Source organism: Mesorhizobium sp. P2_A12 (assembly GCF_056405075.1).
On the sequence record NZ_JBFUCU010000002.1, the window covers coordinates 474,112 to 489,510 of the forward strand.

Annotated in this window: 15 protein-coding genes; 12 read left to right on the forward strand and 3 right to left on the reverse strand. The window is 62.9% G+C overall.

The window, feature by feature from the left end; all coding sequences use genetic code 11:
- Positions 1-43: 43 nt before the first annotated feature.
- The 9 genes from AC1DZU_RS07155 to AC1DZU_RS07195 all read left to right on the forward strand — a co-directional run bounded on the left by AC1DZU_RS07155 (position 44) and on the right by AC1DZU_RS07195 (position 9,591).
- Positions 44-268 carry a hypothetical protein gene (locus AC1DZU_RS07155; RefSeq protein WP_477283082.1) on the forward strand — a complete coding sequence of 75 codons (225 nt, stop codon included), beginning with the start codon at positions 44-46 and terminating at the stop codon, positions 266-268.
- 69 nt (positions 269-337) lie between these two features.
- On the forward strand, positions 338-2,830 hold the full coding sequence (gene ligD, locus AC1DZU_RS07160; protein ID WP_477283084.1) for a DNA ligase D: 2,493 nt from the start codon (positions 338-340) through the stop codon (positions 2,828-2,830).
- Positions 2,831-3,032: 202 nt separating this feature from the next.
- A complete protein-coding gene (gene ku, locus AC1DZU_RS07165) occupies positions 3,033-3,941 on the forward strand; it encodes a non-homologous end joining protein Ku (protein WP_477283086.1) in 909 nt (302 codons plus the stop codon).
- On the forward strand, positions 3,938-5,053 hold the full coding sequence (locus tag AC1DZU_RS07170; RefSeq protein ID WP_477283088.1) for a tetratricopeptide repeat protein: 1,116 nt from the start codon (positions 3,938-3,940) through the stop codon (positions 5,051-5,053). The genes ku and AC1DZU_RS07170 overlap by 4 nt, the downstream gene beginning before the upstream one ends.
- 214 nt (positions 5,054-5,267) lie before the next feature.
- Positions 5,268-5,912, forward strand: coding sequence for an alpha/beta hydrolase family protein (locus AC1DZU_RS07175; protein ID WP_477283090.1), 645 nt, complete (start codon positions 5,268-5,270; stop codon positions 5,910-5,912).
- A 4-nt stretch (positions 5,913-5,916) separates the two neighbouring features.
- Entirely contained in the window at positions 5,917-6,687 is a 771-nt protein-coding gene (locus AC1DZU_RS07180; protein WP_477283092.1) for an exodeoxyribonuclease III, read from the forward strand.
- A 144-nt stretch (positions 6,688-6,831) separates the two neighbouring features.
- Entirely contained in the window at positions 6,832-8,439 is a 1,608-nt protein-coding gene (locus tag AC1DZU_RS07185) for a WD40 repeat domain-containing protein (protein ID WP_477283094.1), read from the forward strand.
- Positions 8,440-8,505: 66 nt separating this feature from the next.
- Positions 8,506-8,958, forward strand: coding sequence for a hypothetical protein (locus tag AC1DZU_RS07190; protein WP_477283096.1), 453 nt, complete (start codon positions 8,506-8,508; stop codon positions 8,956-8,958).
- A gap of 81 nt (positions 8,959-9,039) precedes the next feature.
- Positions 9,040-9,591 (forward strand): isochorismatase family protein, encoded by a 552-nt coding sequence (locus tag AC1DZU_RS07195; RefSeq protein WP_477283098.1) that lies wholly within the window; start codon positions 9,040-9,042, stop codon positions 9,589-9,591.
- A 376-nt stretch (positions 9,592-9,967) separates the two neighbouring features.
- Here the strand turns inward: AC1DZU_RS07195 and AC1DZU_RS07200 are convergent, their stop codons facing one another.
- Positions 9,968-10,174: a hypothetical protein gene (locus tag AC1DZU_RS07200; RefSeq protein WP_477283100.1), complete on the reverse strand. Its 207-nt coding sequence runs from the start codon at positions 10,172-10,174 to the stop codon at positions 9,968-9,970.
- A 669-nt stretch (positions 10,175-10,843) separates the two neighbouring features.
- On the opposite strand from AC1DZU_RS07200, the gene AC1DZU_RS07205 reads away from it, so the two are divergent.
- Both AC1DZU_RS07205 and AC1DZU_RS07210 read left to right on the forward strand, forming a co-directional pair.
- Complete coding sequence (locus AC1DZU_RS07205; RefSeq protein ID WP_477283102.1) at positions 10,844-12,016, forward strand: DNA cytosine methyltransferase; 1,173 nt, start codon at positions 10,844-10,846, stop codon at positions 12,014-12,016.
- Positions 12,017-12,051: 35 nt separating this feature from the next.
- On the forward strand, positions 12,052-12,432 hold the full coding sequence (locus AC1DZU_RS07210; RefSeq protein ID WP_477283289.1) for a very short patch repair endonuclease: 381 nt from the start codon (positions 12,052-12,054) through the stop codon (positions 12,430-12,432).
- Here AC1DZU_RS07210 and AC1DZU_RS07215 read toward each other — a convergent pair.
- The gene (locus AC1DZU_RS07215; RefSeq protein WP_477283104.1) at positions 12,391-13,233 is read right to left on the reverse strand and encodes a hypothetical protein; all 843 of its coding nucleotides are present in this window, start codon (positions 13,231-13,233) and stop codon (positions 12,391-12,393) included. The genes AC1DZU_RS07210 and AC1DZU_RS07215 overlap by 42 nt on opposite strands.
- Positions 13,234-14,096: 863 nt before the next feature.
- Between AC1DZU_RS07215 and AC1DZU_RS07220 the strand changes: the two genes are divergently transcribed.
- The gene (locus AC1DZU_RS07220; RefSeq protein WP_477283106.1) at positions 14,097-14,399 is read left to right on the forward strand and encodes a DUF1236 domain-containing protein; all 303 of its coding nucleotides are present in this window, start codon (positions 14,097-14,099) and stop codon (positions 14,397-14,399) included.
- A 110-nt stretch (positions 14,400-14,509) separates the two neighbouring features.
- Here the strand turns inward: AC1DZU_RS07220 and yghU are convergent, their stop codons facing one another.
- Complete coding sequence (gene yghU / locus AC1DZU_RS07225; RefSeq protein WP_477283108.1) at positions 14,510-15,376, reverse strand: glutathione-dependent disulfide-bond oxidoreductase; 867 nt, start codon at positions 15,374-15,376, stop codon at positions 14,510-14,512.
- Positions 15,377-15,399: the final 23 nt, after the last annotated feature.

The following is a 15,399-nucleotide window of genomic DNA, read 5'->3' on the forward strand; positions in this document are numbered from 1 at the left end:
GGACCGCGGCCATGTGGGTGTCGGGGCGACCGAGGGCAGCGTCATGTTCAGTCCCGTCATCGGCCAGAATGCAAAGCGCTCCGCGGTGCGCAAGGCGCTCGACCGCCACAAGGTCTACATCACTGCGCAGAGTTTTTCGGCCGGCTCCTACCAGGCGCGCGTGCTGGTCGACGGCGAAGCCTACTGGGTCGACGAATTCCGGCTCGCCCAACTGCAGCAAGGCCTGTCGCCGGCCGAGCTCGAGTTGACGCCGGCCACCGACGATTGAGAGCGTGAGGCTCAAGAGCTGCGCTCTGTCGGGACGCTTGCACCTGGTTGCCGCGCTTCGATCCATGCCATGACAACCCCACCCAAGCTCAAAGCCTATCGCGCCAAGCGCGAATTCTCGAAAACGCCGGAGCCCGCCGGCGGGCTCGTCGCCGGCGAAGGCAACCGCTTTGTCGTCCACAAGCATCACGCCACCGCCGATCACTATGATCTCCGGCTGCAGGTCGGCGACGTGCTGAAGAGCTGGGCGGTGCCGCGCGGGCCGTCGCTCAATCCGGCCGACAAGCGGCTGGCGGTCGAGACCGAGGATCATCCGCTGGAATATATCGACTTCGAGGGCGTCATCCCCGAGGGCGAATATGGCGGCGGGCCGATGATCGTCTGGGACACCGGCAGCTGGGCGCCGATGGACGATGTCGAGAAGAGCCTGCGAACCGGCGCCTTCAAGTTTCGGCTGGCCGGCGACAAGCTCAATGGCGGCTGGATGCTGACCAGGCTCAAACCAAAACCCGGCGAGGACCAGAACAAGAAGAACTGGCTGCTGTTCAAGGAGCGCGACCTTGCCGCCGACACCGCGCTCGACATCCTGGAAGCGCGGCCGGAAAGCGTGAAGTCCGGTAGGCGTATCGAGGAGCTGGTGGCGCCCGCGAAGCCGGTGGCCAAGCCCAAGCCGGGCGCACTGAAGCCGGGCACGCTGCCGGGCGCATTCAAGGCGCCGGCACTCAGCCGCATCGAGCCGCAACTGGCGACGCAGGTGCCAAAGCCGCCCGATGGCGAGGACACCAGAGAGGTCTGGCTGCACGAGATCAAATTCGACGGCTACCGCACCATGGCGCATCTGACCGACGGCGTGGTCAGGCTGATCACGCGCGGCGGCATCGACTGGACGAAGCGCTATGGCGACCTGCCACAGGCTTTCGCCAGACTGCCGTGCCGCGACGCCATCATCGACGGCGAGATCGTCGTGCTCGATGCCAAGGGCATCAGCCGTTTCGCGCTGTTGCAGGAAGCGCTGGCCGGAGGCGCCGGCAGCAGACTGCATTTCTATGCCTTCGATCTGCTCCATCTCGACGGCTGGGACCTGACCAAGGCGCCGCTGGTCCGGCGCAAGGCGCTGCTGGCACAGCTGCTGTCGGGCCTCGGCGCCAATTCCGCCATCCAGTTCTCCGACCATGTCGAAGGCTCGGGGCAGGGGCTCTACGACCAGGCGTCGGAACTCGGACTGGAAGGCGTCGTCTCCAAGCGCGCCACCGCGACCTACCAGAGCGGCCGCACCAAAAGCTGGACCAAGACCAAGGCGCTCCAGACCGACGACTTCGTCATTGCCGGCTACACCGTCTCGAATGCCGCCGAAGGGCTGGCAGCGCTCGGGCTTGCCGAGTTCGAGGACGGAGAACTGCACTATCGCGGCAAGGTCGGCACCGGCTTCGATACCGGGACCGCTGCCGAACTGCTGGCCAGGCTGGAGCCGCTCACCTCAGGCGCGACGGCGCCCGAAGGGGTGCCGCGTGAAATCATGCGCGAGATGCACTGGGTGCGGCCGCTGTTTTCGGCCCATATCCACTATGCCAACCGCACCGCGGACAATGCGCTGCGCCACGCGGTGTTTCGCGGGTTGCGCGATGTCGGCCTGTCGACGCCGGTGTCGGCCAAGCGCAAGCGACTGATCTCCGAGGCCGATCTCGCCACCATCTGGGTGACCAACCCGACGCGGCGGCTGTTCGGCAAGACCGGGCCGACCAAGCTCGATGTCGCCGTCTACTACGCGCTGGTCGGCGACTTCATGCTGCCGCACATTCTGGGACGGCCGGTGTCGCTGGTGCGCTGCCCGACCGGCCTGCCTAAGGACTGTTTCTTCCAGCGGCATGCCTTCACCGGCATGCCGCCCTCGGTGGTGACCTTCGAGGCGACCAATTCCGAGGGCGAGACAAAGTCCTATCTCTCGGTCGAAGGCGCCAAGGGCTATCTGGCGCTGGCGCAGTTCGGCGTCGTCGAATTTCACACCTGGGGCACGCATCGCATCAGTCTCGACAAGCCCGACCAGATCGTCTTCGACCTCGACCCGGGCGAGGGGATTTCGTGGCGCGAGGTGGTCGAGGCGGCGGTGCATATCAAGGGCGAGCTCGAGGGGCTGGGGCTGGTGCCCTTCGCCAAGACCTCGGGCGGCAGCGGCATCCACATCACCGTGCCGGTGACGGGCAAGCAGAACTGGAAGAAGCTGCACCAGGCGGCCAGCGCCATCGCCACGCATCTTGCGGCAACCGCGCCCGACACCTTCACCACCACCATGGGCAAGGACAACCGCAAGAAGCGCATCTTCATCGACTATCATCGCAATGCGCGCGGCCACACCTCGGCCGCTCCTTATTCGCTGCGTGCCCGAACCAATCTGCCGGCCTCGACACCGGTGAGCTGGGCGGATCTGGAGTCGATCGATGCACCGCAGGATTTGAACTACTCCTCGCTGCCGGGGCTCTTGGCGACATCCGGCGATCCATGGGCGGAGATCGATGAGTTCGCGCGGGATTTGCCCCTTCACAAGTTGGGTTCCTCGCGCCCATGAATGAGGTGAGGCACCTAAGTCCATCGACGGTCCCGACAATTTGAATTATTCTTCCATCTCGACATCGTGCCGACCTAAAACATTTCGTCAGGGATTTGCCTGTATTGTGCGGGGTCGGTGTAGGATTTCAGTGGCGTCGCTCGTCCTTCGGACGAACAGCGCTGCATCGGTGTGACAGTGCATGGCCGCGTAGGAGTGTTTCATGGCGCCCAGGGCAAGTTGGAAAGGTTACCTCAAGCTCAGCCTCGTCAGCTGTCCGGTGCGGCTATACCCCGCCACCAGTGCGAGCGAGCGTATCAGCTTCAACCAGCTGCATAAGAAGACCCACAACCGCATCAACATGAAGCCGGTCGACCCGGAACTGGGGCTGGTCGAGCGCTCGGATCTGGTCAAGGGCTACGAGTACGAGGACAAGCAGTACATCATCATCGATGATGCCGACCTCGACGCGGTGCGCATCGAATCCAACCACACGATGAACATCGAGGCCTTCGTCGACGAGGGCGAGGTCGACGTCATCTATCAGGACGCGCCCTATTACCTGGCGCCCGATGGCGCGATGGCGGAGGAAACCTTCGCCGTACTGCGCGAAGCGATGCGCAAATCCGGCAAGCTGGCGATCGCCCGGCTAGTGCTGTCCAGCCGCGAGCGCGTGGTCACGATCGGCGCGCGCGAGAACGGCATGTTCGTGTGTACGTTGAGGAATCCGAACGAAGTGCGTGGCACGGCTGAATATTTCGGCAATATCCCGGCCGGCAAGCCAGACGCGGAAATGCTGCAACTGGCCGAAGCGCTGATCAAGCAGAAGGAAACGACCTTCGATCCGAAGAACTACGAGGATCGCTACGAGATCGCGCTGATGGCGATGATCCGCGAGAAGCTGAAGGGCCACAAGCCGATCATCGCTGCCGCCCCCGAGCGCGGCAATGTCATCAATTTGATGGACGCTCTGAAGGCCAGCCTGTCGCAGTCGAAGCCGCCGGCCAAATCGAAGAGCAAGGCCGACGAGGTCGCCAAGCCTGCGGCCAAGGTTAAGGCGGCAGCAGGCGGTGCGGCTGAAAACCCGCTGAGGGCCAATCTGCTGAAGGCGGTCGGCAAGAGCAAGAAATGACGGCACAAGCCGTCCTGGTCCCCGGCGCCGTCTTCGGCACGATCGGCGCGCTGGCGGCGTTTCCGCTCAGGCTGGCGGCACGCGAGGTCGGGCGCCAGCACGGCCAGTTGCGGCGCGGTGTCACCAGGCGCACCACGCATGTCGTGTTCGGGCGGACCCATCTGGCAAAATCCGGCGATGCCGAGATCGAGCGCCGCGTCGCCGCCGAGCGCGCCGCCGGACGTACGCCGATCAGCGAGAACGGTTTCCTGCGCCTGCTCGGCCTGATGAAGGCGCCGGAGGCGTCCTCGCTCTCCAGGCAATCACTGATCGAGCAGTCGCGGATTTCAGGCGCCGACCTCGACCTGTTGTCGCTGTTCGATGCCTTCGAGCATGACAGCGAACCCTATTCCTTCCGCGACCTGATCCTGGCCCGCAAATATGCCGGGCTGGTGGCCGGCGGGGCGACGTGGGGTGCGATCGCGCGCTCCGTTCACCGCTCCGGTCCGGTGGCATCGCTCACCGCCAAGTCGCTCAATGTCGGCTCCCAGCATGGGCGCGCGGACGCGATCTATCTCGAGGGCGGCCAGAGCGAACTCGACGGACAATTGCTGTTCGATCTGGGCGCCGCCGGTTCAGAGGGCGACGACACACTGGAAGAATTGTTCGCCGAGGCCGAAGCGGCTGAGGGGGGCGGCGACCATGACGGAGCAGCCGCGCTCTACCAGCGATGTCTCGCCATCGATCCGACAGATGCCATTGCCGCCTTCAACCGCGCCAACTGCCTGCGCGCCGGCGGGCACGGGAGGGAAGCAGCGCACGACTATGCGCGCGCGATAAAGCTCGACCCGGCCTTCGTCGAGGCGTGGTTCAACCTCGCCGGGCTGATGAGCGAGCAAGGCCGCGAGGCTTCGGCGCGACGGCACCTGCAGAAGGCGATCGCGCTCGACAAGACCTATGCCGATCCGGTGTTCAATCTGGCCCGGCTGGAATTCGACGCCGGTAATCTGCTGGAGGCGCGCCGCAACTGGGCGCGCTATCTCGAACTCGACACGGATTCCGAATGGGCGCGCGTGGCGGCCAAGGGGGTGCAGTTCGTCGATCTGCAACTGGCGCAGAAGTCCGCGGGGTGAGGGGGCTCATGTCTGCGCTTGAACAGCCCCCTCTGTCCTGCCGGACATCTCCCCCGCAAGGGGGGAGATCAGCAGCTTTAACGCTTCGCTCGTCTTCCAACGTTGATGGTTGGCGAAAGCGATGGCGACAGCCAATCTCCCTCCTTGCGGGGGAGATGGCCGGCAGGCCAGAGGGGGGTGGGACGGAACGCGACCTCTCAGGGAGGGCCGCCACATGACCACCTTCCTCTTCGACGGCCCCGATACCGCCCCCGTTTCCATCCTGCTCGCCCATGGCGCCGGGGCGCCGATGGACTCGGTCTCGATGGCCGCCACCGCCAAGGCATTGGCCGCAGCCGGCTTTCGCGTCGCGCGCTTCGAATTCCACTATATGGCCGCCCGCCGCTACGGGCATCGCAAGCCACCGCCGCGGGCCGAGACGGTGAACCCGGAATATGTCAAGGCGATCGCCGACCTCAGGGCGAAGGGCGTAACCGGCCCGCTCATCATCGGCGGCAAGTCGATGGGCGGGCGGGTCGCCTCGATGGTCGCCGACGAGATCTTTTCCAAGGGCGAGGTTTCGGGCCTGCTTTGCCTGGGTTATCCCTTTCATCCGCCGGCCAAGCCTGAGCAGTTGCGGACCAAACATCTGGCCGACCTGAAGACGCCGACGCTGATCTTCCAGGGCACACGTGACGAGTTCGGGACGCAGGAGGAGGTCGCGACTTACGCGCTTTCCGACCAGATCGAAATTGTCTGGCTGGAGGATGGCGACCATGATCTCAAACCGCGCAAGAGCATCTCCGGTTTCTCCAGCGCCGATCATTTGAAGACGCTGGCCGAGGCTGTGAAGGCGTGGACGGGCCGGATCGTTTCCTGAGCTGATGAAAATCGCCTCCTTCAACATCAACAACATCAACAGCCGGCTGGACAATTTGCTGGCGTGGCTGGCGACGGCAAAACCCGATGTCGTGTGCGTGCAGGAGCTGAAGGCGCGCGACACGCAGTTTCCGCGTTCGGCATTGGCCGCGGCGGGCTATGGCGCGGTCTGGAAGGGCGAGCCGACCTGGAACGGCGTCGCCATCCTGGCGCGGGGCTCGGAACCGGTGCTGACCCGCGATGCGCTGCCCGGCGACGATGCCGACAAGCAGAGCCGATACATCGAGGCAGCGGTGAACGGCATCGTCATCGCTTGCCTCTATGCGCCGAACGGCAACCCCCAGCCTGGCCCGAAATTCCAGTACAAGCTCGCCTGGCACGAACGGCTGGAGGCACACGCCGAGCAGCTGTTGGATACCGGCCTGCCGGTGGTGCTGGCCGGCGATTACAACATCGTGCCCGAGCCGCGCGACATCTACGCCACCCGCTCCTATGACGACAATGCGCTGGTGCAGCCGGAAAGCCGGGCGTCCTTCGCCCGCCTGATCGAGCAGGGCTGGACCGACGCGCTGCGCAAGAAGCACCCGAAGAAGACGCTCTACACATTCTGGGATTATCGCCGCAACCGCTGGCCGCGCGACGCAGGGCTCCGGCTCGACCATATCCTGCTGTCGAAGACACTGTCGCGCCGTCTCACCGCCGCCGGCATCGACCGCGAGGTGCGCGGGCAAGACGGCGCCAGCGACCACGCGCCGGTCTGGGTGGAGTTCAGGTGAGCGCGGGGTAAACTTGCCGGGAGCCTCGACGCCGCCCCTTTCGCATGCGCCATTTTGCGAACACCTTTTCCACTGGTAATCTCATGAACTGAATTGTGCGGCGTGCCACCAGGGCGAAGCCTGCGATGGCGCCGAGGGGGGCCGATGAGCAGAGTCGTCGACAGGCTGATTGCAGTCATCCTGCTGGTGATGGCCGTGGCTTGCATCTGGCGCGCTTGGCTGGTGCTTATCGATGCAGTCGTCGCCTGGCGCGGTGTCTCGTCTTTCGCCGGGGATCCAGCCTCCATCCGTTTGGCCGGATTGGTGGTGGCGGCACTCGCTTGCCTGATTGGCGTGCTGCTGTTCTGGGCCGGTCGTCTGCCGGGGCGCCCGAACCATCAGGCCGGCGCGCCGCTGTTCGGCCGAGCGGCGGAAGTGCAGGACACCGGCAGGCCCGGCCTGCGCAAGGCGTTTCTCGCCCTGCCCTTGGTTGTGCTTGCGGTGCTGGCCGTCGACCGGTTCGGCCCCTGGCATGATCGCGATGGCGAGATTGCCAGCCAGCCCGGCGAACCCAAGCCCGTCGCGCCCAAGCAGAATGAACCCAAGCCTGCCGAGCCGAAGGGGCAGGACGTCGCCAGCGCGCCGCCGGTCCAGGAGCCGGCAGTTCCACCGGCCGCCGCGCCGCCGGCGCCATCTCCACCCGCCCCACCACCGGAAGCGGGCAACCCGCCGCTGGCTCCGCCTGCGCTCGCGCCTCCGCCAACGCCAACGCCGCCGACGCCCGCCGCACCGACGCCACCGAAGGTCGCGGTCATTCCGCCACCGACTGTCGCGCCGCTGCCCCCGGCTCCGCCACCGCTGCCGACTGAACCCGAGGGCCATCGCGACGCCGTCGTCTGGCTGGCCGTGGCGCCCGACGGGCACTCGATCATGAGCGCCAGCACCGACCACACGATCAAGCTCTGGGACATCGCCGGCAAGCACCTGATCCGCACCCTCGGCGCCCACAAGGACATGGCTCGCACCGCGCTGTTCATGCCCGATGGCGTCAGCGCGCTGACCGCCGGCGACGACGGCGAGATCGTGCAACGGAAACTTTCCGACGGCGAGGTGCTGCATGTCTTTTCGGCGGGCGAGAATGGCGGTGTCAACAAGCTGGCGATCAGCCCCGACGGCAAACGCGCCGTGACCGGCCACGAGACCGGCAATGTCATCGTCTGGGACCTCGAGAAGGGTGCCGTGCTGCATGTCATGAGCGGGCACGACTGGTCGGTCAGTGCGGTGGCCGTCTCGCCCGATGGCACCCGGGCCGTCTCAGGCAGCATCGATGGCACGCTAAAACTCTGGGACATCGACAGCGGTAAGCAGCTGCGCAGCTGGCATGGGCATGAGCAAGGCACCTATGGCGCCGTGTTCACCGCCGACGGCCACCATCTGATCACTGGCAGCGGCGACTACACGATCAAGCTCTGGGATCTCGACAGCGGCCGCGAATTGCGTCGCTTCGAGGGCCATGAGGGCACCGTCTACACGCTGTCGCTGTCGGCCGACGGCAAGCGCCTGGTTTCCGGTTCGCTCGACGGCACGGCGCGCCTGTGGGACATGGAAACCGGCAACCAGGTCGCCATGTTCGACAGCCAGACCGGCCCTATCTATGCGGTGGCCTTCGCCGCCGACGGCACGGTGCTGACCGGCGGCTATGACCGTACCATCCGCGACTGGCCGGCCGCAGGAGGCGACGGCGTGGTGCTGTTTGCGGGCGCGCCGGGGTGACAGGGGCGGAACGCGCCACATGACGGTTTAATCCCGAGCTAACGATTGGTCCGATAAGACGCTTGGATGAATTGGTGGATCGGCTTTTGCTGGATTGCCGGCAGTATTTGCTTTGCAATGCTGGACCATCGCGCACGAAAACTGGCCGGCAAGCGTTGGCTTTCAGAATGGCCCTGGCGCCTGGTCACTTACTTTGCGCTTGGCGGCGTCTTCGCTGCGATAGGATACGCACCGTTTTTCCTTTACCAACTCAGCGAAGCGATTGTCGGTCTCTATAATCATCCGCCAACGTTGAGCATGTTGGCAGTACTCCTTGTTTTTGCGGTAGCAGCTATTATTGCCGTTGAAATTCTCAAGCTGGCCCACCGAACAATTCGGGAGATCAGCAGCTCGCAGCATGACATTCAATCGAGGGCAGCTGTTGGCCGCATTGCTGGCGCGCTGGTGTTGTTTACCGTCGCCATAGGTGTTCTTGGTGCAGGGTTCCTTTTTGGTCTCTATGTTTTGCGGAGCCACTGATCGAGTGGCGAGGCCAAAAGGCGACAATACAGCCACTCCGAAATCCTTGATCACCTCGCTCGCCGTGCTATGTAAAAAACCATGTCAGCACCCAGCCTCGCGGACAAAGCGCCGCTCATCGTAATCGACCTGCAGACCGGCATGTTCGACGGCATGCACGAGCCGCCGATCCATGACGCGTCAGCCATTGCCGAGCGTGCCCGGGCGGTGATCGACTGGGCGCGGCGCGGCGGGCGCAAGGTCGCCTTTGTCAGGCATGACGGACCGGCGGGCGATCCGCTGGCGCCGGGTGAGCCGGGTTGGCCGGTGTGGCCCAATCTCGGCCAGGCCGTAGACGAGCCGACTTTCGCCAAGAGCGCCGGCAATGCATTTAGCAATGCAGCCCTTGGCGACTGGGTAGCCGAGCAGGGCGCAGGTGCTGTCGTGCTGCTGGGTGCGCAGACCGATTTTTGCGTGGCTGCGACCATCAAGGGCGCGATGGCCAAAGGGCTCGGCGTCACCGTGGTCTCCGATGCGCACAGCACATTGGACAGCGCCAGTGAGAGCGCCCGGCAGATCATCACTCGCCACAATGATGAATTCGCCGAGGCCGGCGTCAATCTGGTGACGACGAAGGCGCTGGTCGGCGGCTGAAGTTGTAACGAATTTCGCGGCAGGCTGATCGTCGCTTCGCGCCACGGCATGTCCGCTGTGCGGATCGGAAGATACCGCCAAGGGCATGCCGTGGTCGACGCGGACGGGGGGCGCATTGTTGGGATGGCTCGGGCGCCCGCGTCAACCAGGGCGGCTCGTACCGCCGCATTGACACCATTGCACATCGCCCGCCGGCCGACACTTCCGCGAAAGCGGAATAGGCCGGGACCAAAGTGCAGATTCGGCGTCCTGGTCACCACGGCGTGAAACAGTTTCTCGTTCTTGCCGCATCGGACGATTTTCCTCAACGCCAAACTGGCCGGCGGGTCGCTGTCGATTCGAATGGGGCTGGATGTTCCGCCGAGCGCGGGCCCGATCAGTTTGCCGCACTACGATCGGCCGCCTGAATCGATCGGGCGGGAACGGACGACAGCGCACGTTGATCCGACGGCTGCTCGTTGAGGTAGAGCGCGCCGCCCAGGACGAGAAACACCATCCCCACCGCCATCAATCCCACCATCAGCACGGCAATCGCCGTGACCGGGCCGTTGCCTGTTTTGACGATGGTGGATCGATGCGGCATCGTTCTGTCCTCCCGATATGGATCCGGCGGCGCCGGAGACATCGCGACAAACGACAGCCAGGGCGAGATGTTCCCTTCTCCGGACTTCAATCCGGGCCACATCGGCCGTTTGCGTTTTCGTCTAGGACCAAGGTCTTAGGTGTCCGCCGCAAAGGTCCGAGGGGCCCTGTTCGGTTCCGGCAATGTGCATTGGACGTTCCGGTATTTTAGTCAAACGCGATATAATGACGCGGTCGTTTCGCGGGGCCAGGATCGGGAAAAAACTTAGCCGGCCAAGCGTCTTCCCCGCAATCGCGGCACCGAAAATGGCCCCCGCTGGCAAGGAGCATCAGATTCCGAAGCGATCGACAACACGTCCTGCGGCGGGCCAGCGCAGGCTTTCCGACGGCGTAGCTACGGACGCGAGTGCGATGCAAGGTAGGCGCTGACTTCATGACGCTGGCTGCCCCAGCATGTCTCGGCAGCCGTGATAGTGGGGCAGAAAGGCTGGGCGTTTATCGCAGGCCAAGAGAGATTATTGCCATGAGAAGATGGCGCCGAAAGGTGGATGATCCGCTAACTCCACCTATGGCATTCCAACTGGATTAATGGCAAGGAACAAAATAAGAACTTTGCGGGTTGCCGATTCGGCGCTACGGTGGCGGAGCGAATGGCATCGGAGGGTAAATCGTGAAGGTTGCGGGATTGTTCGCGGGTATTGGAGGGTTGGAGCGAGGTCTTGCGGCATCGGGACACGAAACCAGCTTGCTGTGTGAAATTTGGGAACCTGCCCGGGCAGTTCTAGCGGAAAAAATGCCGCATGTACCCTGCGAGCGGGACGTCTGCGATTTGAAGGCGCTACCCCGTGAGATAGATCTCCTGGTAGGAGGGTTCCCTTGCCAAGACCTCAGTCAGGCCGGCCTGACGAAGGGCATCGGGGGCGCGCGATCTGGTCTCGTCGGCGAGGTATTTCGTTTGCTGGACGAGCGGCGTCTGCCCTGGGTCGTTCTGGAAAATGTGTCATTTATGCTCCAGCTCGATAAGGGTAGCGCCATGCGTATTCTCATCGATGCTTTCGAGGAGCGAGGCTACAGATGGGCTTATCGGGTAGTGAACAGTCTTGCCTTCCTGCCGCAGCGTCGTGAGCGGGTCCTGTTCGTAGCGACGACGACCGATCTCGACCCTGCCTCAGTGATTCTCACCGACGAGGCTGAACCCAAACTGGCTGTAACCGATTTAGACGTTCGCGCTCACGGTTTTTATTGGACCGAGGGTGTCCGCGGCCTCGGTTGGGCACCCGACGCGATCCCAACACTCAAAAATGGTTCCACGATTGGCATCGCTTCCCCGCCGGCAATCCTTTTGCCTTCAGGCGCGGTGATTACGCCCGACATTCGTGACGCCGAGAGATTTCAAGGGTTTCCCGAAAATTGGACGAAGGCTGCAGAAGGTGTCGGTCGTGCTTCGCTACGTTGGTCGCTTGTCGGGAACGCGGTCTCGGTGCCGGTCGCCAAGTGGCTAGGAAGCCGGCTCGAAAAGCCTGGGGCGTACGACGCTGACCGGGACGACGATCTTCCGGCCAATGGTCGATGGCCGAAGGCAGCTCGGTTCGACGGCGAGCGTCGGCACGCGGTCAATATCAACGCCTACCCGCAATGGAAGACGCGTTCCGCACTGACCAAATTCCTTCGGTATGAAGGCAAACCCTTGTCGGCTCGTGCAACGCGCGGATTTCTCTCTCGGACTGAGCGAGCAGTTTTGCGTTTTGCAGACGGCTTCCAGGACCGTCTGCGCGATCATCTCTATAGAATGGAAGCGCCTGAGGGCGCGAATGACATGGAACTCGCTATCGCCGCCGAATGAACCTGCAAACACCTCATACAGCGATCTCGGCACGGATGGCCGGGATTAGGCAGAAGGGCACAAAGATCGAGACCCAGGTCGCGACAGTCCTCCGCGAACTTGGCTTGCATTACCGCAGGAACGTTAGAAACCTCCCTGGAAGCCCGGACTTCGCGAACAGTTCCCGATGCTGGGCTATTTTCGTCAATGGCTGCTTCTGGCACCATCACACCAGTTGCCGAAAGGCAACGCTGCCCAAATCGAACACCGAGTTCTGGAAGTCCAAATTTCGCGCCAATCGGCAGCGCGATGCCAATGCAATCACGGAGCTCCGAGTGAAGGGCTACAAGGTCGTTGTCGTATGGGAGTGCCAGGTCGAATACGTCCAGCGGAAGTTAGGCAAGATCCTTGAAGCGGGTCGCATAAATGCCAGATAGGCGCGTGATCATTGCGTCGTAGTGATAGATGTCGCCGTGCTGTGGAGCCGGAAGGCTACTGATCAGCTTGACCGATGACCCGTCGTTGGGCATGTCGATGACAACGATTGAAAGCGCGTCATAGCCGACGTCGCCTACCTTTGATCGGCGCGGTAGCTGCTTGATTTTGTCGATCGCGAGCTGAGCGTCGCGCGGCTGCTTGTGCTGGCTCCAGTCTGGATCGGTCGCTCGATTCTTCTTGTTGAGGTCTGGGCTGAGGTAGTGATCGGCGATATTCACCATCGTGAAACCGACCGCTATCGCTTGGTCGCTTGAGCCGTGAACCGTAAGGTGCGAGGAATTCAATTCGTCGTACAGCCGGGGAAGGGCGCGCTGATGGGCTGTCATGCATGCCTTCGCTTCGAGTGCCATTATCACCGATCCGACCGGCGCCCTTACGAGTGTTGGCAGGCCATCGAGGTCCCCACGTTCGCCATCTGTCAATACAATGTCGTAGCCAGCGGCGATGCTCGCTAGCGTGTCGCCCGTGGCAGCACCGTTTGAAGTGCAGAGAACGAGATCGAGGTTCTTCTTTCGATCATGCACGAAGTCTCGCATCTCGTAATTTATGCCGAAGCATACGACGCCGGCTTCCACGTGCCTGCGCAACAAGGGTGTGGACGAGAGAAGATCGAAGATCACGCCCCAACAAGCGACCTTGGAATGATGGTCGCTACGCGAATGGTATTGCCACCGATTGCCGGATTTGTCGCTGCGTGTACTCGATGACAGCGTTCGAACGAGAATTTTCGGTCCATGCATTCGCGTTCTCACGACCCTCCAGGTTACGGGCGACGACCATGTCAGCTTCGTTCTCCCTTGTCTCAAAAGTTTGAGGTCACATTGTCGACAGAGTCAATGGTACTGCCGTACCGAGCGTGGCACGTTGGAGGTCGAGCCTGTCAGCTGGTTGTAGCGCTTGCTGGCTTGATCAGATAGGCTCAGTAGGACTTCCGGAGGCGCGTCGGGTTCGACTACCAGCTTTTGGTCGCCTTTTAGATCCAACACCTTTCCGGCTGCCGCGTTGCGTAGTTGGAGATTTGCCACAACGTGGCCATGTGGCTGCATCTGGAACCCGACCTGCTGGCCAGGCTCTAAGTGCTTTTCAGACGAGCGCCTGTCTGTTGGCATCACTGCGGGGCAAGCGCGGGAACCAAGCGCCGGCGCTTCGCGTTTTGAGTGTGACCTGTGAGGACTGCCACCTCCGGCCACACCGTCTAAGGCCCGCTTTGCTCCCAGCAAGGCGGGCCCTTTCGTGTCGGAGCTTTCGGCCAAAACAAGAAAGGCGGCTGGAACGACACGGTGCGCTCTACGTTGGCTAGGCAATGAAAATATTGAGGCCGATCCAGCGCCGCTGGCGACGGCCTTTGAAGCCCATGCCATGGGGCGTTCTCCCGTGACCCGTGTAGCTCTTGGCAGTTCTGTGTGCGATGCAGCACCGATCTGCATAATTTATCTACGAACTCCGGAAGCTTTTGTGCCCCTTAGACCGACAGCTGGATCAACAAGCGTTAATATCAGGCCGATTTCGTGATGCTTTCAATTCGGGAATTGAAATGGAACCTCACAGTGGCGGCGGAGTTTTCATCCAGGGCGGAGTTACGATGAATACAATGGAGGCTATGATGAAACATTATCTTTCGAGTGCTGCGGCCGCGATCGTCCTGGTGGGCGGTATTGGCGTGGCGATGGCAGAAAACGTCGTCGTCGTGCAGCCTGAGCAGGAGACGGTCGTCCGCCAATACATCAAGAAGGAGCCGCTTGCGTCGGTGAACCTGCTGGGCGTCGAACTCAAGCTCGGCTCGTCGGTGCCCGACACGGTCGAATTGCGGCAGGTGCCCGACGTCAAATATCGCGTCGCGGTGATCAATGACCAAACCGTCCTGGTCGATCCAGAGACCCGCCAGATCGTCGAAGTCCTGCACTGAGTGAGGCCCGACGCATAGGGATTGCCCGCGTTGGGTTGTCTTGGGAGGAGCCCGTCACCAGACATTCGCGTCGGTGGCGGGCTTTCCTTTGAGGCAGGCTTTGCCGTAGCCTATTCGGCGGCCAGCTTGTCCTGCGTGTTCGTCTCAAAATCGCGGGCGTCGTGGCGCTCATGCAACTGCATGGCGGGTTCACCGAAGGCGCGGTTGACCATGCGACCGCGCTTGACCGCCGGGCGGGCGTCGATCGCCTTGGCCCAGCGCTGCACATGCTGGTATTCGTGCACGGACAGGAACTCGCCTGAATCATTGTACATGCGGCCGAGCGCCAGCCCGCCATACCAGGGCCAAACCGCCATGTCGGCGATGCTGTAGTCCTTGCCGCCGAGATATTCGGTTTCGGCCAGCCGACGGTCGAGCACGTCCATCTGGCGCTTCACCTCCATCGAGAAGCGGTCGATGGCATATTCGAACTTCTCAGGCGCATAGGCGTAAAAATGGCCGAAGCCGCCGCCCAGATACGGCGCCGAGCCCATCTGCCAGAACAGCCAGGACAGCACCTCGGCGCGGGCCGGCTGCTCGGTCGGCAGGAATTCGCCGAATTTTTCGGCCAGATAGACGAGGATCGAGCCGGATTCGAAGATGCGCACCGGCGTCTTGCCGCTGCGGTCCATCAAGGCGGGAATCTTGGAATTGGGATTGACGTCGACGAAGCCGCTGCCGAACTGGTCGCCATCGTTGATGCGGATCAGCCAGGCATCATATTCGGCGCCCTTGTGGCCGCGCGCGAGAAGCTCCTCCAGCATGACGGTCACCTTGACGCCGTTCGGCGTCGCCAGCGAATAGAGCTGCAGCGGGTGCTTGCCGACGGGCAGGTCCTTGTCGTGCGTTGGCCCGGCGATCGGCCGGTTGATGCTGGCAAAGGCGCCGCCATTCGCTTTGTTCCAGGTCCATACTTTCGGCGGGGTGTAGTCGGTCATCTCAGGGCCTCGTGGGGAAGGAT

What these genes read in the sequence shown, in the direction of transcription:
- AC1DZU_RS07155 (WP_477283082.1), top strand. Translation starts at nt 44, where the DNA reads ATGTTCAGTCCCGTCATCGGCCAGAATGCAAAGCGCTCCGCGGTGCGC.
- ligD (WP_477283084.1), top strand. Translation starts at nt 338, where the DNA reads ATGACAACCCCACCCAAGCTCAAAGCCTATCGCGCCAAGCGCGAATTC.
- ku (WP_477283086.1), top strand. Translation starts at nt 3,033, where the DNA reads ATGGCGCCCAGGGCAAGTTGGAAAGGTTACCTCAAGCTCAGCCTCGTC.
- AC1DZU_RS07170 (WP_477283088.1), top strand. Translation starts at nt 3,938, where the DNA reads ATGACGGCACAAGCCGTCCTGGTCCCCGGCGCCGTCTTCGGCACGATC.
- AC1DZU_RS07175 (WP_477283090.1), top strand. Translation starts at nt 5,268, where the DNA reads ATGACCACCTTCCTCTTCGACGGCCCCGATACCGCCCCCGTTTCCATC.
- AC1DZU_RS07180 (WP_477283092.1), top strand. Translation starts at nt 5,917, where the DNA reads ATGAAAATCGCCTCCTTCAACATCAACAACATCAACAGCCGGCTGGAC.
- AC1DZU_RS07185 (WP_477283094.1), top strand. Translation starts at nt 6,832, where the DNA reads ATGAGCAGAGTCGTCGACAGGCTGATTGCAGTCATCCTGCTGGTGATG.
- AC1DZU_RS07190 (WP_477283096.1), top strand. Translation starts at nt 8,506, where the DNA reads ATGAATTGGTGGATCGGCTTTTGCTGGATTGCCGGCAGTATTTGCTTT.
- AC1DZU_RS07195 (WP_477283098.1), top strand. Translation starts at nt 9,040, where the DNA reads ATGTCAGCACCCAGCCTCGCGGACAAAGCGCCGCTCATCGTAATCGAC.
- AC1DZU_RS07200 (WP_477283100.1), bottom strand. Translation starts at nt 10,174, where the DNA reads ATGCCGCATCGATCCACCATCGTCAAAACAGGCAACGGCCCGGTCACG.
- AC1DZU_RS07210 (WP_477283289.1), top strand. Translation starts at nt 12,052, where the DNA reads ATGGCCGGGATTAGGCAGAAGGGCACAAAGATCGAGACCCAGGTCGCG.
- AC1DZU_RS07215 (WP_477283104.1), bottom strand. Translation starts at nt 13,233, where the DNA reads ATGCATGGACCGAAAATTCTCGTTCGAACGCTGTCATCGAGTACACGC.
- AC1DZU_RS07220 (WP_477283106.1), top strand. Translation starts at nt 14,097, where the DNA reads ATGAAACATTATCTTTCGAGTGCTGCGGCCGCGATCGTCCTGGTGGGC.
- yghU (WP_477283108.1), bottom strand. Translation starts at nt 15,376, where the DNA reads ATGACCGACTACACCCCGCCGAAAGTATGGACCTGGAACAAAGCGAAT.